The following is a 23,515-nucleotide window of genomic DNA, read 5'->3' on the forward strand; positions in this document are numbered from 1 at the left end:
CGGACGGGGGACGGGGCCGGCGCGTTTCGCGCACGGCCTCGTGCGTCTACTGCGCCAGGGCGGCGGGCTCTGCCGGCTTCTCGGGCCCTGCGGGTTCCGGTGCGGCAGCGGTGCGCTTGCGCGACGGGACGAGGAAGGCCAGGACGAGCGGGACGGCGCTCAGCGCGAAGATCCACCAGAACGTTCCGGAGAACGCGGCGAGTCCGGCTGCCGCGGTCGTCGCACCGTCGAGCCGGTTCTGCAGGATCACGGCGATGACCGCGACGCCGAAGGGCGCGCCCACGCGCTGTACGACGCTGAACGCCGCGCTGGCCCGGGGGGTCTCGTCGTGGCTGAGGTTGGCCAGTGCGAGGGTCGTGACCGGGAAGGTGGTGGCGGCGAAGCCGAGCCCCTGGGCGAACTGACCGGCCAGCAGCAGTGCGGTTCCGCCGTGGGCGTCCGCCAGGGCGAACGGCACGGTCCCGATCATGGTGATCGCCATGCCGGCGGCGATGACGAAGCGGCTGTCGAGGCGTTCCGCGACGCCCCGCAGGGCCACGACGAAGAACATCGTGCCGAGTCCCTGCGTGATGAGCAGCAGGCCCGTGTGCAGCACCGTCTCGCCCCGGACCTGCTGGTAGAAGAGGGGAAGCAGGAACGACAGGGCGTAGGTGGAGAACCCGCCCGCGAAGGTGATGACGCTGCTCAGGCCGAAGCTGCGGCGCGCGAAGAGGCGGACGTCGATGAGGGCGGGACGGCGAGCCCGCAGCGAGTGGAGGATGAAGGCCGCGAGCAGGACGGCGCCGGTGACGAGGGGGAGCCAGGCGCCGGCGGCCGCGAAGCCGTCCTTTCCGGACGCCTCGCCGATGCCGTAAGCGACGGCGACGACGCCCGGGGTGAGCAGGAGGAAGCCGGGGACATCGAGCCGGTGGCCGCGCTGTCCGGCGGTGGCGGGCAGCAGGGAGCGGCCGAGTATGAGTGCGACGAGGCAGACCGGCACGTTCACGAGGAATAGCCAGTGCCAGCTCAGCGACTGCACGATGGCGCCGCCGAGCACCGATCCGAGGATCGGGCCGAGCAGGCCGGGAAGCGCGACCGCGGCGGTGGCCTTGTGGATGCGTTCCGGGCCGGCGGCCCGCGTGACGATGGAGAGCGTGATCGGCATCACCATGCCGCCGCCGATTCCCTGGAGCACCCGGAAGGCGATGAGGGCGGGCAGGGAACCCGCGAGGCCGCACAGGAGCGAGCCGACGAGGAAGGCGCCGACGGCGGACATCCAGGCGTTGCGCGCCCCGAACCGTTCGGACAGCCACCCGCTCACCGGGATCACCGACACGAAGGCCAGCAGGTAGCCCGTGGCGACCCACTGTGTCTGGGCGACCGAGGCGTCGAACACGGTACGCAGATGGTCGAGAGCGATGTTGACGATCGTGGTGTCCAGGAGCGTGATGAACACCCCGAGGGCCAGGACGAGGCTGATCAGGTTCAGCTGGCGATCGGGCACGGGCGTCGCGGCCTGCGAGGCCGTAGCTGGTGAAGTCATAGCGATCACACTACACCGTGCAGTGTAGTGGTGAACTGCACGGTGTAGAGTGGCTCTCCGGAGGTACGGATGAGCACTGCCGGCACGGAGAAGACGGTGCGTGAGGGGTCCACGGAGAAGCGGACGGCGATCCTCGCCGCCGCACGGGACCTGTTCGTGCGCCAAGGAGTGGACCGCGTCAGCATGGACGCCGTCGCGGCCCGGGCCGGAGTGTCCAAGCGCACGGTGTACGACTACTTCGGCGACAAACGACGGCTCTTCCTGGCCATCCTCTCCGCCGCCTCCGAGTCGATGCTGGCCACGAGCCGTCGGGCGCTCGACGAACACCTCCCCGCGGACGCGCGGATCACGACGGTGCCGCAACTGGAGCAGGCATTCACGGCGTTGGCGATCGACCTCGGCGCGTCGATCGTCGGCTCCACCGACTACGCCGCCGCCTTCGCCCTCGTCGCCCAGCAGCGCCTGCAGACGCCGACGACCCAGGACGACCTCGCGACGGACGCCGCGTCGCAGGAGCTGACGGAACGCATCGCCCACTTCGTCGACGCCGGCCTCCTGGACACGGACAACCCGCGCCTGGCCGCCGACCACTTCAGCGCCCTGACTATCCTGCTGGCCTACGAACGCCAACCGGTTCCCGCCACCGTCGACCCGGAGAAGGTCCGCCAGATCATGGTCGACGGAGTCCACGCGTTCATCCGCGCGTACGCCACTCGCGAGGAATCGGCCCCCGCACCCGGGTAGGCGCCGCAGCCGGGAACGCGCTGGGTGATGGAGGTGTTCATCAATCGACCGATTGATGAACAAGATCGATAAGCGACGACGCGTGGCCGGATCTGTACCGGATCATGCCCATAAAACGGTGTCAGAAAGTCGACGTGCTCAAGAACTTGAGGAGCACCCTTTTCTGTACGATCTGGCGAGTGCAGCCACCCCAGGACGACGACGCCGCTGATCTCCTCGCACCCGTTCCGGCCGTACGGACCGGCAGCCTCGTGGGATACGCACGCGTGTCCACCAAGGGGCAGTTGCTCGACCGGCAGATCCACGCACTCAACACAGCGGGCTGCATCCGGATCTTCTCCGACAAGAAGTCCGGCAAGAACGCCGAACGCGAGGAACTGTGGAAGGCCCTCGACTACCTGCGTGAGGGCGACACCCTCGTCGTCCCGTCGCTGGACCGGCTCGGCCGTTCCATCCAGGACCTCATCGCGATCGTGTCCGGCCTGCGCAGGCGTGGCGTCGGCTTCACCTCTCTGCACGAGGCGCTCGACACGACCACGCCCGGCGGGCGCCTGGTCTTCCACGTGTTCGCGGCCCTGGCGGAGTTCATCCGCGAACTCATCGTGCAGGGCACCAATGAGGGCCTGGACGCCGCCCGCGCCCGCGGCGCCCGGCTCGGCCGCCCGCCGGCGATGACGGAGGAGCAGGTACGTCACGCCCGCGACCTGCTCGCCCGCCCGGAGAACACCGTCACCTCGATCGCCAAGCTCCTCGGCGTCTCCCGCAACACCATCTACAACTACGTGCCCGAACTCAAGGGTGGCCGCCTCGCACTCGCTGAGGCGACGAGCACGCCACTGCCCCAACCCGCCAGGTCAGAGGACTGATCCGGCGTCGGGGATCAATGGAACCGTGGTCATCGGTGAGAACGATCATGGTCCCGATGTTGGGGAACGAGTAGCCGGCCGGTAGGGGCGGGGTTGAGGGTCTTGTGCACGACGCCGACGGACACCTTGACGGTGAGCGCGATCTGGCGGATGGACTGGCCTTCGGCCCGGCGGGCGAGGATCACGCGGCGCTTGTCGTCGTCCACGACGGGGCGTCGGCCGCCGACCCGGCCGCGGGCGCGGGCGGAGTCGAGGCCGTTCTTCGTCTTCTTGACGATGTCGCGCCGGCGGTCCTCGGCGAGGGCGAGGGCCAGGTCGAGGATGAGGGAGCGTTCGGTGTGCTCGCCGGCGGCGATGCCGTCCAGGACTTTGACGGCGATGCCGCGCTGGAAGAGGTCGTTGAGGACGATCAGTCCTTCGAGGAGGCTGCGGCCGAGGCGGTCGACTTCCTGGACGGTGAGCATGTCGCCGTCGCGGAGGTAGTCGAGGGCGGCGGTCAGGCCGGGCCGGTCGTCGACGGCGAGCTTGCCGCTGATCTTCTCCTCGAAGACCTTGAGGCAGATCGGATCGAGGGCGTCGTGCTGGCGCAGGGTCTTCTGCTTGTCGGTGCTGACGCGGACCAGGCCGATGAGCGCCACAGGGCACCCTTTCCGTTCATCAAACGCCTTCGGGAAGCGATGTGAACGCTAGCAGTTGATGAACGGGAAAATGAACGCCTCCGTCGGGGAGTCGGGTCGCGGGGCGGGTCGGCGGCGCGTGTTCGGCAAACGGTCGATATATGAGCGCCGCGCGAACGAGCCATGTGTTCGCGAAGATGCGCGACGCCTTTCGGTCACCCGTGCGCTTGTGCGACCTTCGGGTCGTTGGTCCCGGCGCTGCTGATCGGCATGCTGCCGATGGTGGTCGGAGCCATCGGCAATCAGGGAGGACGACACGGTGTGTGGCTAAGGCGTTGCCGGTGGTCCCGCTGCGGTGAATCCACAGGAGAGCTCCTGCCAGCAGCACGGCGCCGCCCAACAGCCAGGGTAGCGGGCCTGAGAACCTGATTTCGATCCCTAACTATGGGCTTCGAGTACGGGGACTTGTCGCGGTACAGGTCAGTGGCCCTGATCCGGACGGCCGTTGACCGCGCGGGTCGATGTTTCGCGGAATCGTTTGGGTGAGGAACCGACCACCCGGCGGAATGCTGTGCTGAACGCACTTTCGGATTTATAGCCGATCGTGAACGCGAGTTCGGAGATCGTTCGTGTGCCGCGGCTCAGGGCGTCGCGGGCGAGGCTCATTCTCCACTGGATCAGATAGTCCAGCGGGGTGGTTCCGACCCGGCCCTTGAAGGATGAAGCGAACGCGGAACGTGACATGTGGCTGATAGCGGCCAGCTCTTTGAGTGTCCAGGGGTGTGCCGCGTCGGTGTGCATAGCGCGAAGTGCGGCACCGATGCCGTCGTCGTTGAGCGCTCCCAGCCAGCCGGTGGGCTGATCGGCCTGTTCGGCGTGGGCGCGCAGCATGTGGACGAACAGGACCTGTGCGAGGTGGTTCAGGACGAGAGAGCTGCCGGCGGCGGCGGTTCTGGCCTCGGAGACCAGGAGCTCGCTGAGGTGTGCCAGGAGCTTGCCGCGGGGATCTGCGGCACGGACAAGCACGAGCAGCGGTAGGACCTGGGCCAGGACTGGGGCGTTCGTGTCCTCGAACGAGAAGTGCCCACCGCAGAGGTATGTGTCTTCCTCGGCCTCCGGGCCGATGCGTACGACACCGTCCTTGGCGCTTCCCCACACCGGCTTCGCGGGGCGCCATGGTGCAGTGAGTGTGCTGCCCAGGATGTAGGGCGGGGGGTTGCCCAGCAGGTAGAAGTCGCCCTCTTCCAGTAGTACGGGCTTGTGCCCGTCAAGGGTCAGCCAGCACGTGCCGCGCGCGACGACGCCAAGCCTGACATCCGAGGGCTGGTCGAAGCGCAGCGCCCAGGGGCCCGCCGCATGGAGACCGGGGTCGATCACGGTGCGAGGGCGCAGAAGACCGATGGCGTCGGTGATCGGATCGCCGGAGCCGAGCATGCGCTCCTCCCTTCTGGACGATACATAAAGAAATAAGGACTATATGTGATGCACCGTACCGGGGTGTTCCTGAAGTATGGCTATCGAAGCAGGTCAGTACAGAGGGCTATGGAGGCACTCGCATGGGACAGCTTGAGGGCAGGACGGCTGTGGTCACCGGCGGCAGCACCGGAATCGGTCTGGCCACCGCCGCACGTCTGGCAGACGAGGGCGCGCACGTGTTCATCACAGGTCGGCGCAAGACCGAGTTGGACGCCGCCATCGAGACCATCGGAACATCCAGGGCCACCGCGGTGGTCGGCGACATCTCCGAGGCAGCCGACCTGGACCGGCTCTACGACGCGGTCCGCGCTCGGGGACAGGGACTGGACGTGCTCGTCGCGAACGCGGCGGTCGGTGCGTTCGTCACGCTGGAGCAGACCACCGAAGACCACTTCGACCAGACCTTCGGAGTCAACGTCCGGGGCACTCTGTTCACCGTGCAGAAGGCGCTCCCGCTGCTCAATGACGGCGCCTCGGTCATCCTGACCTCCTCCACAGCCGCCGACAACGGCATGGAGGCGTTCGGTGCGTACGCGGCGTCCAAGGCCGCCGTTCGGTCATTCGCGCGGACATGGTCCAACGAACTCAAGGGCCGGGGCATCAGGGTCAACGCGGTGTCGCCGGGCGGGGTCGAGACTCCCGGACTCGCCAATATTCTCGGCGGCGAGGAGACACTGTCCGCAGTCAAGGAGAATGTCGCCGCGACCGTGGCCAAGGGCCGCATAGGGCGTCCTGAGGAGGTCGCCGCCGCCGTGGCGTTCCTCGCTTCCGGACTGAGCAGCTACATCGTCGGCGCGAACATCTACGTCGACGGCGGGCAGAACCAGATCTGAGAACTTGATTTCGATTCTTGCTGATCGGCGAGAAACGCCAAGCCTCTGAGCTGCTTCTTCTTCGTTCTTCACGCTCTTGACGCGCGGCGGCGGGGGCAGGAAGAACGGACGGAGTCGGGCGGGGCGGTGCCGGGGGTCTGCCCGAGCTGGGTGATCTGCGAGCAACGGTGGTCGCCAATGACTCCCGAGATGATGCGCTGGTGCCGGATTAGTCGGTCGTCCACGCGTCTGATCCGCAGTTCGACGGGAAGCCGTGGCTGACCGCACGTTCGCGCGAGCACTTGGCTGAGCTGGTCGAACAGTGCAAACGGCGCCAGTTCGTGGACGCCGAGCTGGTGGCCCGTGTCACCGGCACCGCGTCGGTGACGGGTACGCGTCCGCACCTTCCTCGGCCGGCTCCGCATCGCCCGCTGTACGAGGGCTGGGCACCGTGACCGCGGTGAGGTTGAGGCGGGCGCCCATGTCGAGGTTCACCTCACCGTAGGGCCGGACGTGGGACCAGAACAGCGGGGTCAGGCCGCGCCGGTCGGCGGGCGTGAGAAGCCCGGCCCACTCCGGTTCGCCGAGGATGTCCTGGAGCATCAGGGTGTTCACGTAGACCAGGGCCGATTGCAGAATCCGCAGGCACAGCACGAACATCTCCTGCTCGTCGCGCCTGTTCGAGGCGATCTCGCCACCCTTGCCGTAGGCGATCACGGAGTTCGCGCCGTTGGAGGACTCCATGACGTTCAGGCCCTCCTCGATCTCCCGCTGAAGGTCGCGCAGTCGCAGGTAGCGGGCCACGAAGATGGTCTTCTGGGCGCGGCCGACCTCCAGCATCGCCGCGTAGGTGGGGTGGGAGGCGTTGCGGGTGAAGCGGCGAAGGATCGCCTCGGTGGACGCGGTCCGGGTCCGGATCGCGGTCGCGTACTTGATCATCTGGTCGTACTGCTGGGCGATGAGTTCCCAGCGGATCGGGCGGGTCAGCGCCGGGGTCAGCTGCGGGTAGGCGTCCGGCTCGCCGGCCACCGGCCGGTACAGCTTCACCTTGTTGATCCGCTTGATACGCGGCAGCAGGTCGAAGTTCAGCAGCCTCGTGATGCCGAACCCGATTTCCGACTGGCCATGACTGTCTGTGTAGTTGGCCTCCACGTCCATGGTGGTGCCGTGCCGCATCGCGCCCTCGATCATCGCGGCGACCTCGGAGGCGGTGCAGTTGATCAGCTGGGAGTGGATGGCCAGGGACTTCTTCTCCACGTGCCAGTAGATGAGCACCCCGCGGCCGCCGTAGCGCGAGTGCCACTCGGTGAACAGGTTCTGGTCGTAGGCGCGCACGTGGGTGGAGTCGGAGGCGACCGCGGTCGAGCCTTGGCCCCACAGCTCGGCGCTGCGGACGGCGAAGGTGGCGTTCGCAATCTGGATGGCGATGGCGCGGGCGGCCTCGGCAGACAGGTACCGGCGCCGTACGTAGCGCAGTTCGTCCTCGGTGTGGCCGTGGCCGCCGGATGCCACGGCCTTGATCCCGGTGTTCGTGCCGTACGCGTAGATGACCAGCAGCAGGCGTTCGGCCAGCACCTCCGCCGAGAGGCTCCCGCCACCGGAGACGGAGGTGACCGCGTCCAGGCAGCCGGTCCGCAGCACGGCTTCCTTCAGCATGTCGACGAGCGGCACGATGCCCCAACGCCTCTGTACCTCGGCCTTGATCCTGCGCAGGTTGCGCGGCTCGGACTGGGCCTCGGCCGCCGTCAGCCGGATCGCCCCGGACTTCCGCTCGGCGATGTCCAGCCAGGACAGCTTCGGCATCCCGTCGTTGAGCAGGGTCAGCTCGGCCGTCATCTGCCCGCGCAGCTCGTCGACGAACACCGCGGCGTCCAGCGGCTTGCGCAGCTCCCGGTAGTTCTCCGCCCGCCTCGCCTCGAAGTCCTGCGGCAGATCCTCGTCCGGGTTGCGCCACTTGTCGGCGCCGACCACCCAGATCTCCTTGCACTTGAGCTGATCGCGCAGGGCCTGGAAGGCGACGACCTCGTAGACCATGCGCACCACCCGGCGCCGCCCCCGCTTGTCGGCACGGTGGACGACCTCCGCCCAGTCCCCGCCCATCGCCTTGTGGACCGGCACTGTCTCACCCAGCGGGTAGTACGTCGTGTTCCCCGCATTCGCGTACCGCGCCACCAGCGCCAAGGCCTCGATCACCGGCCGGTGCGTGTGGTTGGAGGAGCGGAACTCCAGCACGCCCAGCAGCTTGATCAGCCCGCGCCGGTAGTGGTTGGTGTACGACGCCTTCAGCGTCGTCTACACCGTCCGCCGGTAGACCGGCCCGCGGGTCTTGAACTCGTGCACCAGCTCCCGCAGCGTCGCCTCGCCCCCGGACACCGCCGGGAACACGACCTGGCGGACCGTCCCCTCCGGGGTGCCGAGCGACGCCTCGGCGAGATTGAAGAGGATGTTCTCCTTGCCCGACACCTTCTTGAACGCGTTGATGAGCTGCTCGGTGACCTTCTTCTCCGCCCGCGCCCCGATCCGGTGCACCGTGGAGATCAGCAGCTCCACCAGCGTGTCGGTGATCTCCCGCTCCCGCTCGTGCAGCAGCGCGGCCAGCAAGGTCACCCGCAGCGCCACCGGATGCGTCCGCAGGTGGGAAGGCGACTCCACCGCGGCCCGCGCCCGCCAGCCGGCCACGACCTTCGGCGCGACGTCGATGAACAGATCTGGTGGCAGACCGATCGCCCGCACCGCCAGGAGCTTGTCGATCTCGGTGAGCATCGTCTCCAGGCTCACATTGCCCGGCGCTTCCTTGACCTTCGCCAGCACCGGCAGAGCGTCCTCGCCCTCCGTACCGCCACCCGCGGGTCCGGCGTCGTCCTGGTCGGCGCCGGCCACCAGCGCCACAATCCGCTCGATGCTCTCCACGGTCAGCCGCGAGGAGATCAGGGCAGTCAGAGACTCCTCGGCCGCCCGCAGCGCGGCCCCCACGATCCGGTCGCACCGGCCAGACGTGGGCGGCTCGATGCTCTCCTCGCGGCAGCGCACCAGCAGTTCCACCCGGACCTGCTCGGGGCTGCGCTCCTTGTGCGCGACGTGCTCAGCCAGATACGCCGTCAGCTTCTCCGCGTCCGCGACGCTGCACTCGCGGAAGCCGAGGTGCTCCCGGATCTGCGCACGGTGGTACTCGACCGTACGGCCCGTCCAGTCATAGGACTCCAGCTCCAAGGCCAGAACCTGCACCTGCCGGGCGATGAATTCCACGGCCTCACCGGGCAGCTCTGTCCGGTTCCGGGGAAACCGGCCGTACTGCGTATAGAACTTCAGCAGCACGGCGAAGCCCAGTCGCGTCGCACCACGCTTGCCGGACACGAGCGCCTGCTCGTCCTTCAACAGCGTCCAGTGCTCGACGAGTTCATCCAGGTCCAACGGAGTACGGGCCACGATCGAAATCGTCCCCGCAGAGCTTCACTCACCGCAGCCGTACAGGCCCGGACTCACCCACACGGGTGACACCCTCGGAAGATCACTGCCGTTTGCGGCTGGTGACAGCGTTCTTACCGGCACGTCCGCCGTGGGTTCAGTGAGACTGAAGGGGCTTCGCCGGGAACCCGCGGTGCCTTCCGTGATTGCCCTCGCTTATGCGGTGGGTTCGTCGACGGTGATTTGGCGGACTACTCAGGGCAGTCGATCGCCGAGGACGTGGCCGAGCAGCTGCCCGCCAGCCACTGACCCGCACCCAAGCGGCCCAGTCCTGGCTCATCTGCTGACTTCACCCACGGCGTGGGGGAGAGAGAGGGAGAACCAGCTGGGCTGCCCATCACATGGATCTCAGCACCCACTCACAGTTCGCTCATCGAGTGCAGTTGGGTGAACTCGTCAGCAAGCATGCCCATCATGACGAGGTCGTGGTGACCACCGGCGAGGAACACGAGCTCACGGAGGCGGCCCTCCTCGACGAATCCGAGCCGACGGTGAAGTGCCAGCGATGCCTCGTTGTGCGCGAAGATCCGTGCTTGGCACTTGTGGTAACGCTGCTCGGCGAACATGAAGCGCAGCAGCAGCACTGCGGCTTCTGCCGCGTAGCCTTTGCGACGATGCTCAGCGCCGATCGTCACGCCGTACTCGAACCAGCCCCCACGTGAGTCAGCGTGGTGCGAGCCGACAGCACCGACTATTTCCCCCGTGTCGACAGCTTCGATCGCTAGCTGGAAGCAGTCGCCATCGGGCTTGGCAGCGGCCTGCTCCTTCGCCCAGAGGCGGTAACCCTCAGTGGAGCGGGGCGGGTGCACGAGGTCTCCCAACCGCTCCTCGTCTGCGGCGAAGCGCATGAACGCGGTCCAGTCGTCGGACTCGATACCGCGCAGGCGTACCCGTTTGCCCATCCAAAACGACGTCATCCCGTATTGGATCAATTCCCGGCATCTCGTGTCCAGGGCTTTGGGAACCCTAAATGGCCTGTGACCTGCACTTCGAGGTTGCCGAACACTTACTCATCCGCTCTCGGTGGTCTGCTCGATCTGGTCGTCGAGCAGTTCCTGGGCGATGGCCGCGTAGCGGCTCGCGGTGGTGTGGGACAGGTTGAAGACCAGGGCGAGGTGCAGCGGGTCGGCGCCGACGGTCAGCGCTTCGTGCAGTACCCGGTCGCCGCGGATGCGTTCGAGGTAGACGCCTTGGTGCAGCAGGCGCCGCTTGAGGTATTCGGCACTGACGGGCCCGGTTCCCAGGGCGGTCTTCGCGTTGATCAATACGTGCCGGTTGGGGGTCTTCGGCCAGGTGGTGCGGCGCTGGTCAAGCCAGGCCAGCAGGGTCTGGTGGGGCAGTTCGCCGAGGCGTTGGGGGTGTCCGGCGATGGTGATCCGGCGGTTGGGCAGGTCGAGGTCGTCCAGGGTGAGGCGGCGGATAGCCGTGGCGCGGGCGGCGTGGACGGCAGCCAGGGCGACGATCAGCCGTTGCGCCGGGGTGACGGCGATCCGTTGGACGGCGAGCACTTCGGCGTCGGTCAGCGGCAGCAGGCTGCGTGGGATGTCTTCTGCCCTGAGTCGAGTGGTGGGGTTGGCGAAGATCAGGCCGCGCTTCTTGGCGAAGCGGAACAGCGAGCGCAGTGCCGCGATGGCGTTGCGACGCTGCCATCCACGCAGGGGTGACAGCGCGGCCGTGACGTCGGCGACGGTGATCTCGCGCAGGTGCCCACGGGTCGTCGCCCACTTCTCCAGCAGGGGTCGGACGCAGCCGAAATGGACGTAGAGACAGGTGCGGGACCGGGGCTTGGCGCGGCTGTCACCGTCGAGGAGGACCAGCAGCCAGGCGCGGACGTCGCTGGCGAAGCCGGCGGGCAGTTCGCTGGTGCGGTCGTCGATCCAGGAGCTGATCGCCGAGGCGCTGTCGTCTTCCAGAAGTTCCAGGTCGGCGAGGACTTCGGCGACCCGAAAACTGGAAGCGTGTCGCGGTATTCGCGTACGGACTTCGGTGAGCTTCACGGGCTTGCCGGGCGGGCGGTGCTCCAGCACCGCCGTCAGGCCGTCCATCGCGCACCGGACGAGCGACGGTGACCATCCGTTTGCCTCGCCAAGTTGTCTGGCGAGGGCTGCGGCCGACCGGAGCGCGGGATTGTCCGAGGTCAGGGCAGGGTGCTGCCAGCGGGGCGGGGGCGGGATGCCTGCCTTGCGGCGGTAGTAAGACGCCAGGGCACGGCAGTTGTGGTCGCAGTAGGCCCGGTCTCGCCGCGATCCAACAGGCAGCGGCTTGCCGCAGTGCACGCAATTCATCGAGGGGGCAGAGACCTGCCCGTGCGAGGACGCGGGGCGACGGCGTGCGGTTGGCCCACCGCCGTGGCCTGCGAGTTGGTCGCCGGCGTCGGCTCCGGCACCCGCTCCGGCTCGGGCAGCAGCAGTTCCTCGACGCCGCAGCCGAGCACGGCGCAGATGACGTCCAACTCGTCGAGCTTGACGGTGTTCGGCTGGCCGGACCACAGCCCCGACATCTTCCCCGCGCTGATCACCACCCCGCGTTCGGCGAGCATCCGCTGGAGCTCGCTGGCCTTCCAGATGCCGCGGTTGGCGGCCGCCAGGCGAAGGTTCCACTTCACTGGGCCAGTCCTTTCCATCGCTCGGTTGCGCGCTGTTGTCCGGCGACCCAGGCGTCTTCGACATGGGCGCCGTGGACGTGGATGTACCGGGCCGTGGTGCCGGTCCAGGTATGTCCGAGTAGCTCCTGGATGGCGAACAGGGTCATGCCGGCGAGGTAGAGCTGGGAGGCGCAGAAGTGCCGAAGCACGTGCGGGGTGAGCTTCCCGGCCCAGGTCGGCAGGTGTTGAGCCGCTGCATCGGCCAGCGACCGGCGGAAGACGTCGGCGGTCGCCCGCGAGCAGGAGCCGTCACGGTTCTTGCGCTCGGAGGGGAACAGCGGGGCACCGGGCCGGGTGTGGTCGGCATCGAAGTGGCCCCACACGTCCTCGATGAACCACCGCAGGTTGCGGTCGGCGCCGTTGATCAGCGGCACCAGCCGCGGCTTCGGCCCACGCCTCCGGGAACCTTTGCCGTGCCGGACGTTGATCTTGCCGAACCGGCCCAGCTCCCACCGGACGTCGTCCAAGTCGAGCATCCGTGCCTCGTTGATCCGCAGCCCCACATCCGCCGCGAGCCGGGCGACCGCGTAGTTGCGGGCCGCCGGGCCGAACTTGCGGCAGGACAACAGCTCCTCGCGCCACCCCGCGAACAGCTCCTCGATCTCCGCTTCGCTGGGCGGGATCCGCAGCTGCGGTTCCACCGAGGCCCGCGGCCGGTTCATCTCGTCCAGCGGGCACTCGACCACACGGCCGGTGAGGTTGTGCAACTCGACCTTGTGTCGCAGCTCCAGGAACTGGAAGAACACCGCCAGCGCACCCGCCCGGCCGGTCCGGGTCGACGGTTTGGCATCGCGAAGCACCTTGCCGAAATAGGCGTCGGCGTCGGACGGCTCCATCTCCCACAACGGACGGCCGAACCAGTCCCGGATCAGGTCCAGGTGGTTGGTGAAGTTCCCCCCGGGGCCTGGACAGCGGGTGTTTACGCTGCGGGGGTGAGGTCCTGCCGGAGCAAGGTTCTCGTTTCGAGCGGGGTGACGTACCCGTACTCGGGATGCCTGCGGAGTCGGCTGCGGTTGTACTCGATCTCGATGTAGCGGAAGACGTCGGCCCGGGCAGCCTCGCGGGTTTCCCAGACGGTGGTACCGATCTCCGCTTTGAGGACGGCGAACCAGCTTTCCGCAGCAGCATTATCGTAACAAGAGCCGACACGTCCCATCGACTGCCTCATGTGCAACTGACGTATCTCGGCTCGGAATTCGTCACTTGTGTATTCGCTGCCGCGGTCGGTGTGCATGATGCAGTCGTCCTCCAGGCCACCGCGTCCGGCCGCCATCCGCAGGGCGGCGACCGGCAGCTCGGCGCGGTGGTGGCCGGCCATCGCCCAGCCGATCACCTCCCGCGTCGCGAGATCGATGCAGGTCGCCAGATACAACTTCCCTTCCAGGGTGACGAGTTCGGTCATGTCACCAACCAGCCGCATCCCGGGGCGGGGTGCGGTGAAGTCCCGGCCGATCAGGTCGGCGGCGAACACCGCCCGCTTCGCCTGCCGGGTCAGGCCCCGACGCCGACGACGGGTGATCCCGACGATCCGGTGCTTGCGCATCAGCCGCTCGACCTTCTTCGGGTTCACCGCCCGCCCGGCCCGCCGCAGGGCGGCGTGAATCCGCGGGGCTCCGTAGGCGCCGCGCGACCCGGCGTGGAGCACTCGGATCTCGTCCACGAGGCGCTCCTCCTCGCGCCGTGCGGCCCGCCGCGCCGACGCGGCCGCGTGGTGCGCGTAGTAGGTAGAGCGCGGCACTCCCAGTGCACGGCACAGCAGCGCCACGCTGTGACCTGCAAGATGGCTGTCAGATGCCTTCTCCGCGTCGATGAAGCGGCACCGCGCGGCGGTGTCTACCTCATCTTGTCCTGCGCGAAGAAGGCGGTCGCTTTTCCCAGGATGTCGACCGTCTTTTCCAGCTCGCGGACCTTGCGCCGCAGCTGGGCGAGTTCTTCCCGCTCGGCGCTGGTCAGAGCCCCGGCAGGCCCCTCGCCCCGATCGACCTTGGCCTGCTTCACCCAGCCACGCAGACCCTCCGGACTCACCCCCAGGTCCCGGGCGACCTCGGTGACCGTCTTGTCCGACGACAACGCCAGCGCGACGGCATCCCGCTTGAACTCCGCCGTGTACCGCTTGCTCGTATTGCTCTTCTTACTCACTACCTGTGACTGCTTCCTCCGGGACCTTCCGTCCCAGTATCAGGCTGTCCAGGTCACAGGGGGAGCTTCACCGCCCCTGATCTGGACCCGGGTGGACGGTTACAAGTTCTGCTCGGACCCGGCGGAACTCCAGGCATACGAGGTCGCGATCATCCGGGAGAAGCTCACCGAGATCCGCCGGTTCATCACCGGCGTCGTAGCCCCGCATGCCGCCCTGCAGCCCAAGGGCCGCTGGATCAAGCACCTGAACACTCAGCTCAGCTCGGTCGAGTCCACGCTCGACGTGATCGCCGACTACATCGAAGCCTGACCGGCTGGGCCGGCCGCGAAGCGGCCGGCCCAGCCCCGTCGTTGAGGGGAGGGGAACCCGCTGCCGCGGCGACGCTGCTACCCCTCCGACACCTTCGACGACGAATGGGTGCTGATCGAACCGCTGCTGCCAACCCCGGCCTGCGAGACCCGCTCTGGCGGGCGGCCGGAGAAGCACCCCCGCCGGGAGATCGTGGACGCGATCCGATACGTGGTCGACACCGGCTGCAAGTGGCGGGCCCTGCCCAGGGACTTCCCGCCTTGGCGAACTTGCTATGGATTCATGGCCCGCTGGGCTGCCGCCGGCATCGTCGGGCAGATCCGTGACCAGCTCCGCAAGCGCATCCGCCGGGAGATGGGCCGGGCCCCCGGAGCGGTCGCCACCGTCATCGACTCCCAATCCGTCAAGGCCGCCGAAACCGTCGGGAAGGACTCGCGCGGCTATGACGGCGCGAAGAAAATCAACGGCCGCAAGCGGCACCTGGTCGTGGACACCAAGGGGCTGCCGCTGTTCGTCATGGTCACCCCGGCCGACATGACCGACCGCGAGGCGGCCAAGGAAGTGCTGTTCCGGCTGCGGCTGATGCACCCCGAGATCACCATCGTCTGGGCCGACTCCGGCTATGCCGGACAGCTTGTGACCTGGGCGAAGAAGCACCTCGGACTGACCCTGAAGACGGTCAGCCGACCGAAGGACGCCGTCGGGTTCGTCATCCTTCCCCGCCGCTGGGTGGTCGAACGGTCCCTGGCCTGGATCATGCACGCCCGTCGGCATGCGCGGGACTACGAACGGCTCATCCAGCACTTCGAGTCGCTCATCACCTGGGCGGCGATCACACTCATGACCAGGAGAATCACCCGCCGAAGCTCCCGCAGAAGCGGACAGCCGGTCTCCCGCGAAGCCCAGCGGGACTGATCGTTTCCAAGGCCAGGGTCATCACCTTGACCTGCACAGGCCCGAATAGCATGCCCGGCTCAGGAACGGCGCGGAGTGCGGCCTCAGCTTGTCTGATGTCCGTGATCACTGAGGCAGGCCGGCCTCGGCCGCCCGGTGGAAGACGTCCCCGCACGTGGGTGACGGTGTCGGCGTGCGTTCGGCGAGGATGTTCAGTGCATAGCGCAGTTCCCTGCTGAGCAGCAAGAGCCGGTGGCTGTACTGCCCGCCCTTGTAGGTGTACAGGCGGAAGACGTTGACGGCCTGTCCGTCACGGTCGTCGGCGAAACTGTCCGGGAGCCCGGCGAGCAGTTCGTAGTCGCGCTTGCCGGTCGCCGCGTCGGCCACGGCACGAAGGGGCAAAGCGTCGAATTCTGCGGCGGACAAGGAAGCGTCAAGCGCGACGGCGTGGGCGGCCAGGGCCGCGAAGATCTCGATCATTCGCTCGCCTGCTGCCGTGTCGATGCCCCGGGCCCTCAGGGTCTCGTGGCGACGAGCCTGCCGCCGTGGCTCCTGGTCCACCAGCGGCAGCAGGACACGGCCCAGGAGCGCGCAGCGACGCCACAGCATGTCGTGGTCCGAGGTCACGGTCGTTCCTCTCTACGGCGAGTGGAAGGCCTGGGGCCGAGGACCAACCCGACCACCAGGACCTCCAACTTCCCACTACGCGCAGGGCACGTACAGAACGGGGCTGTTCGCCGTGCCCGAGCCATGGGAGCCGCCCGAACTCACCATGGTCCCGTACGTAGTGGTACGCCAGGCAACGTTCGGGTCACCGGGGTGATTCTCGCAGTCTGCCGGTGCGGTCGAGGACCGCAGCGGTGGCGCACACTTGGACTGATGCGCGGTCCCTGCGGTGTACCACATGTTCGAGAAGTCGTTGTAAAACTCGAGGTCCACCTCGCTGGTACAGGCCACGGGCCCGCCCGAGCACGTCTTGATGCCCCCGGTACCCGTCATCCGGGAGCCGCTGTGGTTGGGCTTCGACGCGTAGAAGTTGCACTCCGTTACTGCCTCAGGGGACGCGTCCTGCACGGTCACCGTGACCTCAGGCGGGTCCGGATTCGGCGGCGGGGCCGCCAGTGCCGTCTGGGTGCTGGCGGCGACCAACGCCACCCCGACAGCGAATGCACTCGCGATGGATCTTAATCGCACGAAACAGTCTCCCGTTCGCCTTACAGCCCAAATGAGCATCAGTCGGACGGCCTTGAGTGAAACGAGACCGTAGATGTGGAACACGGGGTACAGCAGTGGCATACCAGCCAATACCTCCTCTTCTGCCTCACGTGCCTGAGAAGTGTCATCCCCTGGCAAGGATCTCGTCAGGTTCAGGAACAGGTACTCAGCACTACCGCGACAAGAGATCCCGTGTTCGCCTCGATGAACACGGGATCTCGCATGTCAGGCAGGCCTCACGATGTCTCATGAGACATCGAAACGGTGGGGAACATGTCTTCTACCAGCGCGAGTACGGCAGCGACGTCAACGTCCACTCGCGGCCCGGCAGCAAGGTCGTGCTCACCGGCCAGTACAGCTACAGCGACCGAGGCGGCGACACCGACCCGTCGTTGAGCGATCCGGGCCTCAACTGGCGCCCGATCGCCCACAACGTGAACAAGCGGGGCACCAACATCGAGGGCGCGAACGTCCAATGGGGCGACGGGACCACCCACAAGATCTTCATGCCCGGCACGAAGGACACCGTCTACATCAACCTGCACGCGGCGAGCGGCGTGCGGTCCAGGCTGACCTTCGCCTACGACGGGCCGGTCACCCTGGGCGCGCCCATCGGCGGCGGCAAGTACCACGACACGCTGGCCGCGCCCGGCGCCGGGGACGTCGTGATCAAGGGGACGCCCGGCAACGACGTCACGTTCGCGGCACAGCAGCACTACGACGGGTCGACGACCATCGAGAAGGGCGCCGTGCTGCGCCTGGGGTCGGGCGAGCGGGACGGCGACGGCTCGCTGATGACGGGCACGCGAGTGCGCCGGATCACCGACGACGGCACGCTGGTCGTGCGCAACGTCTCGACCCCGGTGTCCCTGTCCCACATCGGCGGCAGTGGCGGGCTCACCCAGTCGGGCGCCGCGACGACGACCCTGACGGGCGGCGAGGTGACGTACACAGGTCCGACGACGGTCACGAAGGGCACGCTCGCCCTCGCCTCCGGTGCCACGCTCACCCGCAGCAGGGCGATCCGGCTCACCTCGGCCGGGGCGCGCCTGGACGCTCGTACGACGGGACTTCGGGTGGCCACGTCCCTCACCGGCAAGGGCACGGTACGGGGTGCGGTGGTGAACGACGGCGAGGTCGCGGGCGCCCTGACGGTGACCGGCGACTACACGCAGCACGCCAGGGGCACGCTGGTCCTGCGCGAGAAGCCCCTGAAGGTGGCGGGCGCGGTCCGGCTGGCCGGAGACCTCGATCTGTCGGCCGCCGGGACCGACCCCGCCCGCGAGATCCGGGTGCTCGACCACACCGGCCGGGCGAGGACGACCGGGGCGTTCGCCGGGCTGCGCGAGGGCGCCGAGGTCAAGCTCGCGCACACGACGTACCGGATCACCTATCGCGGGGGCGACGGCAATGACGTCACCCTGAAGGCGGTGCCGAAGCGCCCGGCCGCGGCCCCGTCCGTGTCCACGTCCGCGGCGTCCTCCTCCGTGCGGAACACCGCCGCCGTCGGGAAGAACGGGGACACGCGTACCTGGTGGCCGTTGCTGCTCGCGCCGCTGCTGGCCGGGCTCGCCGTGCCGGTGGTCCGGCGCAGACGGGCACCGGCACGGGCGCGACGGCGCGGCGGTCGACGGCACGCGGCCTCGCGGTGAGTCACGGGTGGGCGACGGTCACCCCGCGTTCCGCGAGTTCGGTCATGACGGGATCGGGATCTCCGTGGTACTCGCGGTACCACATGTGGTACGGCATCGTGACGTGCTTCAGGGACGGCAGGTCGAGCAGGGGGTGGCAGTCCTCCAGGGCGGAGCAGTGGCCGAGGTTGATCTCGGTGAGTTCGGACAGCGTGGTCAGGGCGCCGAGGCCCCGCAGCGCGGACAGTGCCCGGACGTCGAGGACGCGGAGGTTCGTGTGGTCGGCCAGGCGGGACAGGTCCTTCCAGTCGACACCGCCCAGGGAGAGCGTGTCGATCGACCCGGCGGGGATGTCCGCCACCAGCGGGCACCCCCCGGTCTCCAGCTTCCGCAGGCCGGGACACTCCTCCAGGACACGCAGCGACGTCAGGTTCGGCACCCGGAAGAACCCCACCTTGTGCAGCGGGGAACCGGCCAGGCCGTCGATGTCCGAGAGCAGCGGGCAGTCCAGCACGCTCAGTTCGGTCAGTGCGGGCAGGCCGGCGAGACGGTCGAGGTCGGTCAGGGACGGACAGTCGTGGACCCGGAGGACGCTCAGCGCCGTCAGGCCGGAGAGTTCTCCGAAGGTACGCAGGTCACGGCATCGGGCGATCATCAGATCGGCCAGGTGGTCGTGGCCCGCGAGGCCGAGCGACGAGAGGTCGCGGAGCTGGTCGAGCCCGTGCAGGACGAGCCGTTCGAGCGACGGAAGGACGCCGAGCGCGGAGAAGTCCCGCAGAGACGGACATTCGAGCACGCCGACCCTTTTCAGGAGGCGGAGTGAGGCGATGTCCCGCAGGGAAGTGAGCTGTTCGCTCCCCCGGAGGTGCAGGCGGGTCAGGTTCGTGAGGGCGGACAGTCCACTCAGGTCCGCCAGTTCGGGACACCCATGGATGCCGAGCGCGGTCAGCCGGGGGTGGGCCCCGAATCCGTCGACGCTCTTCAGACGGGGGCAGTCGTCGAGCGTCAGCTCGGTCAGGTCGGGCATCGCGTCGATGTCCCGCAGATCGCGGAGCCGGCCGCAGCTGCGCAGGTCGAGACCGGTGACGGCGGGCACGTCCCGCAGCCCGGTCAGGTCGCGGACGCCGGTCCAGCCGAGGTCGAGTCTGGTGAGCCGGCGCAGCCCGGACAGCTGCCCGGCGTCCTTGAAGGCCCGGCAGCCGCGCAGCGTCAGGGTCTCCAGCGCCGGGAAGGCCGCCCCGAAGCCATCGGTGGAACGCACCTTGGTCATGCTCAGGTCCAGCTCGCGCAGCCGGCCCAGCGTCAGCAGCGGCGCGGTGTCCGCCACGGCCCGGCAGCGGTGCAGATCGAGCCGGGTCAGCTCGGTGAGGCCGCCGAGCGGTGTGAGGTCCTCGACGCCCGCGCAGCCGTTGAGATCGAGATCCCTCAGCCCGCCGAGCGCGCCGACCTCGGTGAGGTCCGTGATCTCCTTGAGCCGGTCGAGGTGCAGGCTCCGGAGCATGGTGAGGTGCCGCAGGCCCCGGAGCGAGGCCATGCGCCGCAGCCGCAGCTCGGTGCGGCCCTCGCTGCGTAAGGCCGGGGCGAGCAGGGCCTCGCAGAAGCCGTCCGGGTCGGCGGCCGTCGGCCACAGCCGTAACAGCGGCTCCGAGGTGTAGTCGGCCACCCGGGCGAACCGGACGGCCAGTTCGAGTGCCTCCCCGTCGTCGGCGATCGTGACGAGTTCCCGTACGGCCTTGCGTGCCCGGGCCGGCTTGACGGTCTTCAAGAGTGCGCGCAGCGAGTCCAGTGGGAGCGCGGCGTCGTGGTGGTCCGAAGTCATGGCACGGGACTGTAGAGGTCGGGTCCGGCAACTCCCCGCGATCACATCCTGCATTCCGGTCAGTTTGTTCATTCGGTGGACATAGTGGGGCGCCGCACCCCGTATCGGTTAGCGTCGCGACATGACCAGCGACACCCCCCGCGGCGCTTCCTCCCGCGGTGCCTCCTCCCGCACTCTGGCCGACGCCCTCGTCTCCGGAACGGTCGTCCTGGACGGCGGTATGTCCAACCAGCTCGGGTCCGCAGGGCACGACCTGAGCGACGAGCTGTGGTCGGCCCGGCTGCTCATCGAGCGGCCCGAGGCGATCACCGAGGCGCACCTCGCCTACTTCGAGGCGGGCGCGGACGTGGCGATCACCGCCAGCTACCAGGCCACCTTCGAGGGCTTCGGCAAGCGCGGCATTCCGCACGACCGGGCCGCGGAGCTCCTCGGCCTCAGCGTCGAGCTGGCCCGCGAGGCCGCCCGGCGCGCGCACACCAAGGGCGTCACGCGACCGCTGTGGGTCGCGGCGTCGGTCGGTCCGTACGGGGCGATGCTCGCGGACGGCTCGGAGTACCGGGGGCGGTACGGGCTGAGCGTGGCCGAGCTGGAGCGGTTCCACCGCCCGCGTCTGGAGGTGCTGGCCGCCGCCGCGCCCGACGTGCTGGCCCTGGAGACCGTGCCGGACGCCGACGAGGCCGAGGCGCTGCTGCGGGCGGTGCGGGGGCTCGGCGTTCCGGCATGGCTGTCGTACAGCGTCGCCGGGGACCGGACGCGGGCCGGGCAGCCCCTGGAGGAGGCGTTCGCCCTGGCCGCCGACGCGGACGAGGTCGTCGCGGTCGGTGTGAACTGCTGCGCGCCCGAGGATGTGGACGGCGCGGTCGGGACGGCGGCCCGGGTGACCGGGAAACCGGTGGTGGTGTACCCGAACAGTGGCGAGGTGTGGGACGCGCGGGCGCGGGCCTGGAGCGGGCGTTCGACCTTCACGGCCGAGCAGGTGACCGGCTGGCGGCGGAGCGGGGCGCGGCTGATCGGGGGGTGCTGCCGGGTAGGGCCGGGGGCGATCGCGGGGATCACGGAGGCGTTGACGTCGGTGCGTTGACGTCGGTGCGTTGACCTCCATGGGTTGGCGTCCGTGGGTCGGCTCCCATGTGGTGGCTGCCGGGCAGGGGCCGCCGGCGCGGTTCAGGGACTCGTGCAGTAACGCCCGTGAAGCACGGTCTCAACGAGGCCTTCACGGACGGGTGATGGAGTCCCCGTACTCGTCAGCCGATCATGGAGGCCCCCTTGAGCGTTCCCACCGCCGAGCAACTGGACGCCTACGTACGGACCCGCCTCGCACTGGCGGGCTTCGACCTCTCCCTGCTGCCCGAGGTGTTCGACGCCACGACCGGAGTGCCCACGCGGGACCAGGTACTGGCCTCCCTGCGGTCGTTCGTGGCCTCCACTCCGGGTGCGATATCCGGCTGGACCCCGCCCGCGGACACCCCCGCCGACGCGCAACAGGCCTCGCCGCCCCTCATCTACCCCTCCATCACGGAGGCTTGGACGGGGAAGGCGGGCGCGTGATGAGCAGATCCCTCAACCGGCGTGTGTTCCTGGCGAGTTCGACGGCCGTGGCGAGCGGGGTGGCATTGCGGACGGCCGCTCCGGCGCGGGCCTCGACGGCACCCCGCGTCCCCGACATCGACGTACGCAAGGCGGCCCTCCGCGACCCCACCGAGGCCACGCTCACCGAGGCCGTCGTCCTCATGCGGCGCGGAAAGCTGACGTCGACGACCCTGACCGAGGCGTACCTCGACCGGATCCGCCGGTACGACGCGATCTATCAGGCGTACGCGGAAGTGACCGCGGACGCGGCGCTCGCGGCGGCGCGCAAGGCGGACCGGGGGCAGGGCGCCCGAGGCGTTCTGCGCGGAATCCCGCTCTGCATCAAGGACAACTACTTCACCGCCGCCGTGCCGACGCGCTGCAACTCGTCCATCTTCCAGGACTTCGTACCGGACGAGGACGCGACGGCCGTGGCCCGGCTGAAGGCGGCCGGCGCGATCGTGCTCGGCAAGGGGCAGATGGGCCCGCTCGCCACCACCCGGGCGACCGCGCCGAACGGCACGGTGACCACGGTCAACGCCTGGACGCCCGAGGACCCGGGCGTCGACCCGGGCGGCTCCTCGACCGGGCCCGCCTGCTCGGTCGCCGGGCGCATGGCGGCGTCCTCGATCGGCACCCAGACCGGCGGCTCCATCGTGCTGCCCTCCAACCAGCAGAACCTGACGGGCCTGAAGCCGACCATGGGCCGGGTGTCCGTCCACGGCGTCATCCCGCTGTCCTTCACCCGCGACCACTCGGGGCCACTCGCCCGCGACGCGCTGGACGCGGCACTCATGCTCCAGGTCATGGCGGGTCCCGACGCCAAGGATCCGCGCACGCTGGGACTTCCGGCCGTACCCGATCTCGTACGGGCCGCGACCCCCGTCGTCTCGCGCGGCGGGACGGTACGGATGCGCCGGGCCACCCGGATCGGCGTGCCGGCCGACTTCCTGGCCGCGCAGCAGGATCTGCGCACCGCCCTCCTGAACCAGCTCGACGCGATCCCCGGCGTCACACTCGTCGACATCGCCTACCCCGCCGACTGGACCCTGCTGACGGGCACCTTCAACGCGGCCCGGCTCGCCGAGCGCACCGAGCCGTTCCGGCACTGGCTGCGTGCGGACCCGGCCAAGTTCGGTGTCTCGCTGCTGAGTTGGCTGCAGGGTCTGATGCTCTCGGGGGACGAGTGGATCACGGCCCAGCGCGCCAAGAACCACCTCCTGCGGGAGGTTCTGGACGGGCTGATGAACCGCTGCGACGTACTGCTGCAGACCGGGCCCGTCCCCTTCGACATCCTCGGGCTGCCCGAGATCGCCTTCCCCATCGGCTTCGACGCGGGCGGGGTGCCGGTGGGGGCGATCCTCGGCGGCCAGCCGTACGAGGAGGACCGGCTGCTGGAGGTCGCCGCCGCGTACCAGGCGGTCACCGACTGGCACACCCGGCGTCCGGCCGACCCGACCCCGGCCACCGCGCGCCTGAAGGCCGCGACCGCCCGACCCCGGCTGTCGCCGGAGGAGGCGGCCACCAACTCCGCCTGACGACCACCGCCTCACCTCGCCCCCTTGCCCCGCTCCCCCTGGCCCGCCCTCACGGTCACGCACCGACCGGACCTGCTGGGCGGGGTCAGAGTGGCGACGTACGACGGCCGGCCGAGGCCGACCGGCACCCTCTCCCGCGCGATCGTCCTCGCCCGGTCGCGGTCGGTGTCCGAGCCTGTTCGGCATATCGAAAGTTTCGGCGCGGGGGGATTCCCGTGGCCCTCCGGCAATCGTTTCCTCTTCACGTCGTGTTG

21 protein-coding genes and 1 pseudogene are annotated in these 23,515 nt (G+C 68.9%); 9 read left to right on the forward strand and 13 right to left on the reverse strand.

Features of this window, described 5'->3' with window-relative positions:
* Positions 1 to 46 precede the first annotated feature (46 nt).
* Positions 47 to 1,522, reverse strand: coding sequence for an MDR family MFS transporter (locus RV986_RS12385; protein WP_475917438.1), 1,476 nt, complete (start codon positions 1,520 to 1,522; stop codon positions 47 to 49).
* A 69-nt stretch (positions 1,523 to 1,591) separates the two neighbouring features.
* Here RV986_RS12385 and RV986_RS12390 point away from each other — a divergent pair, with 69 nt between their 5' ends.
* Together RV986_RS12390 and RV986_RS12395 are read left to right on the forward strand one after the other, a co-directional pair.
* A complete protein-coding gene (locus RV986_RS12390) occupies positions 1,592 to 2,266 on the forward strand; it encodes a TetR family transcriptional regulator (protein WP_475917439.1) in 675 nt (224 codons plus the stop codon).
* A 179-nt stretch (positions 2,267 to 2,445) separates the two neighbouring features.
* Positions 2,446 to 3,132 carry a recombinase family protein gene (locus RV986_RS12395; protein ID WP_475917440.1) on the forward strand — a complete coding sequence of 229 codons (687 nt, stop codon included), beginning with the start codon at positions 2,446 to 2,448 and terminating at the stop codon, positions 3,130 to 3,132.
* Between the two features lie 29 nt (positions 3,133 to 3,161).
* On the opposite strand, the gene RV986_RS12400 is transcribed toward RV986_RS12395, so the two are convergent.
* Together RV986_RS12400 and RV986_RS12405 are read right to left on the reverse strand one after the other, a co-directional pair.
* Positions 3,162 to 3,770 carry a recombinase family protein gene (locus RV986_RS12400; protein ID WP_475917441.1) on the reverse strand — a complete coding sequence of 203 codons (609 nt, stop codon included), beginning with the start codon at positions 3,768 to 3,770 and terminating at the stop codon, positions 3,162 to 3,164.
* A gap of 459 nt (positions 3,771 to 4,229) precedes the next feature.
* The gene (locus tag RV986_RS12405) at positions 4,230 to 5,183 is read right to left on the reverse strand and encodes an AraC family transcriptional regulator (RefSeq protein ID WP_475917442.1); all 954 of its coding nucleotides are present in this window, start codon (positions 5,181 to 5,183) and stop codon (positions 4,230 to 4,232) included.
* A 122-nt stretch (positions 5,184 to 5,305) separates the two neighbouring features.
* Between RV986_RS12405 and RV986_RS12410 the strand changes: the two genes are divergently transcribed.
* Positions 5,306 to 6,058, forward strand: a complete 753-nt coding sequence (locus RV986_RS12410; protein WP_475917443.1) for an SDR family NAD(P)-dependent oxidoreductase — start codon at positions 5,306 to 5,308, stop codon at positions 6,056 to 6,058.
* 345 nt (positions 6,059 to 6,403) lie between these two features.
* On the opposite strand, the gene RV986_RS12415 is transcribed toward RV986_RS12410, so the two are convergent.
* The 8 genes from RV986_RS12415 to RV986_RS12450 form a co-directional block, all read right to left on the reverse strand.
* Positions 6,404 to 8,269 (reverse strand): Tn3 family transposase, encoded by a 1,866-nt coding sequence (locus RV986_RS12415; RefSeq protein ID WP_475917444.1) that lies wholly within the window; start codon positions 8,267 to 8,269, stop codon positions 6,404 to 6,406.
* A gap of 60 nt (positions 8,270 to 8,329) precedes the next feature.
* Positions 8,330 to 9,463: a DUF4158 domain-containing protein gene (locus tag RV986_RS12420; protein WP_475917445.1), complete on the reverse strand. Its 1,134-nt coding sequence runs from the start codon at positions 9,461 to 9,463 to the stop codon at positions 8,330 to 8,332.
* A 398-nt stretch (positions 9,464 to 9,861) separates the two neighbouring features.
* Positions 9,862 to 10,419: a GNAT family N-acetyltransferase gene (locus RV986_RS12425; RefSeq protein WP_475917435.1), complete on the reverse strand. Its 558-nt coding sequence runs from the start codon at positions 10,417 to 10,419 to the stop codon at positions 9,862 to 9,864.
* A gap of 93 nt (positions 10,420 to 10,512) precedes the next feature.
* Positions 10,513 to 11,547, reverse strand: coding sequence for a hypothetical protein (locus RV986_RS12430; RefSeq protein ID WP_475917434.1), 1,035 nt, complete (start codon positions 11,545 to 11,547; stop codon positions 10,513 to 10,515).
* Positions 11,548 to 11,783: 236 nt separating this feature from the next.
* Positions 11,784 to 12,107, reverse strand: coding sequence for a helix-turn-helix domain-containing protein (locus tag RV986_RS12435; protein WP_471207281.1), 324 nt, complete (start codon positions 12,105 to 12,107; stop codon positions 11,784 to 11,786).
* Complete coding sequence (locus tag RV986_RS12440; protein ID WP_475917446.1) at positions 12,104 to 12,982, reverse strand: tyrosine-type recombinase/integrase; 879 nt, start codon at positions 12,980 to 12,982, stop codon at positions 12,104 to 12,106. Before RV986_RS12440 ends, RV986_RS12435 begins: the two co-directional genes overlap by 4 nt.
* 83 nt (positions 12,983 to 13,065) lie before the next feature.
* Entirely contained in the window at positions 13,066 to 13,956 is an 891-nt protein-coding gene (locus RV986_RS12445) for an IS3 family transposase (RefSeq protein ID WP_475924140.1), read from the reverse strand.
* Positions 13,957 to 13,979: 23 nt separating this feature from the next.
* Positions 13,980 to 14,285 (reverse strand): transposase, encoded by a 306-nt coding sequence (locus tag RV986_RS12450; RefSeq protein ID WP_111007219.1) that lies wholly within the window; start codon positions 14,283 to 14,285, stop codon positions 13,980 to 13,982.
* Positions 14,286 to 14,376: 91 nt separating this feature from the next.
* Here RV986_RS12450 and RV986_RS12455 point away from each other — a divergent pair, with 91 nt between their 5' ends.
* Positions 14,377 to 14,595 carry a hypothetical protein gene (locus tag RV986_RS12455; RefSeq protein ID WP_475917447.1) on the forward strand — a complete coding sequence of 73 codons (219 nt, stop codon included), beginning with the start codon at positions 14,377 to 14,379 and terminating at the stop codon, positions 14,593 to 14,595.
* Between the two features lie 60 nt (positions 14,596 to 14,655).
* Complete coding sequence (locus tag RV986_RS12460) at positions 14,656 to 15,510, forward strand: IS5 family transposase (protein WP_475924261.1); 855 nt, start codon at positions 14,656 to 14,658, stop codon at positions 15,508 to 15,510.
* Between the two features lie 105 nt (positions 15,511 to 15,615).
* On the opposite strand, the gene RV986_RS12465 is transcribed toward RV986_RS12460, so the two are convergent.
* Positions 15,616 to 16,116: a hypothetical protein gene (locus RV986_RS12465; RefSeq protein ID WP_475917448.1), complete on the reverse strand. Its 501-nt coding sequence runs from the start codon at positions 16,114 to 16,116 to the stop codon at positions 15,616 to 15,618.
* A gap of 866 nt (positions 16,117 to 16,982) precedes the next feature.
* Here RV986_RS12465 and RV986_RS12470 point away from each other — a divergent pair.
* Positions 16,983 to 18,356, forward strand: a pseudogene (locus RV986_RS12470) (autotransporter); the annotation flags it as partial.
* A gap of 1 nt (position 18,357) precedes the next feature.
* Here RV986_RS12470 and RV986_RS12475 read toward each other — a convergent pair.
* Positions 18,358 to 20,154, reverse strand: a complete 1,797-nt coding sequence (locus RV986_RS12475; RefSeq protein ID WP_475917449.1) for a leucine-rich repeat domain-containing protein — start codon at positions 20,152 to 20,154, stop codon at positions 18,358 to 18,360.
* A 121-nt stretch (positions 20,155 to 20,275) separates the two neighbouring features.
* Between RV986_RS12475 and mmuM the strand changes: the two genes are divergently transcribed.
* From mmuM to RV986_RS12490, 3 genes are all read left to right on the forward strand, one after another.
* Positions 20,276 to 21,235, forward strand: a complete 960-nt coding sequence (mmuM, locus tag RV986_RS12480) for a homocysteine S-methyltransferase (RefSeq protein ID WP_475917450.1) — start codon at positions 20,276 to 20,278, stop codon at positions 21,233 to 21,235.
* 185 nt (positions 21,236 to 21,420) lie between these two features.
* On the forward strand, positions 21,421 to 21,702 hold the full coding sequence (locus tag RV986_RS12485; RefSeq protein ID WP_475917451.1) for a hypothetical protein: 282 nt from the start codon (positions 21,421 to 21,423) through the stop codon (positions 21,700 to 21,702).
* On the forward strand, positions 21,702 to 23,261 hold the full coding sequence (locus tag RV986_RS12490) for an amidase (RefSeq protein WP_475917452.1): 1,560 nt from the start codon (positions 21,702 to 21,704) through the stop codon (positions 23,259 to 23,261). The genes RV986_RS12485 and RV986_RS12490 overlap by 1 nt, the downstream gene beginning before the upstream one ends.
* Positions 23,262 to 23,515 lie beyond the last annotated feature (254 nt).

The sequence above is a fragment of the Streptomyces sp. RLA012 genome, assembly GCF_056270325.1.

What these genes read in the sequence shown, in the direction of transcription:
- RV986_RS12385 (WP_475917438.1), bottom strand. Translation starts at nt 1,522, where the DNA reads ATGACTTCACCAGCTACGGCCTCGCAGGCCGCGACGCCCGTGCCCGAT.
- RV986_RS12390 (WP_475917439.1), top strand. Translation starts at nt 1,592, where the DNA reads ATGAGCACTGCCGGCACGGAGAAGACGGTGCGTGAGGGGTCCACGGAG.
- RV986_RS12405 (WP_475917442.1), bottom strand. Translation starts at nt 5,183, where the DNA reads ATGCTCGGCTCCGGCGATCCGATCACCGACGCCATCGGTCTTCTGCGC.
- RV986_RS12410 (WP_475917443.1), top strand. Translation starts at nt 5,306, where the DNA reads ATGGGACAGCTTGAGGGCAGGACGGCTGTGGTCACCGGCGGCAGCACC.
- RV986_RS12425 (WP_475917435.1), bottom strand. Translation starts at nt 10,419, where the DNA reads ATGACGTCGTTTTGGATGGGCAAACGGGTACGCCTGCGCGGTATCGAG.
- RV986_RS12430 (WP_475917434.1), bottom strand. Translation starts at nt 11,547, where the DNA reads ATGGACGGCCTGACGGCGGTGCTGGAGCACCGCCCGCCCGGCAAGCCC.
- RV986_RS12440 (WP_475917446.1), bottom strand. Translation starts at nt 12,982, where the DNA reads ATGGAGCCGTCCGACGCCGACGCCTATTTCGGCAAGGTGCTTCGCGAT.
- RV986_RS12475 (WP_475917449.1), bottom strand. Translation starts at nt 20,154, where the DNA reads ATGACTTCGGACCACCACGACGCCGCGCTCCCACTGGACTCGCTGCGC.
- mmuM (WP_475917450.1), top strand. Translation starts at nt 20,276, where the DNA reads ATGACCAGCGACACCCCCCGCGGCGCTTCCTCCCGCGGTGCCTCCTCC.
- RV986_RS12490 (WP_475917452.1), top strand. Translation starts at nt 21,702, where the DNA reads ATGAGCAGATCCCTCAACCGGCGTGTGTTCCTGGCGAGTTCGACGGCC.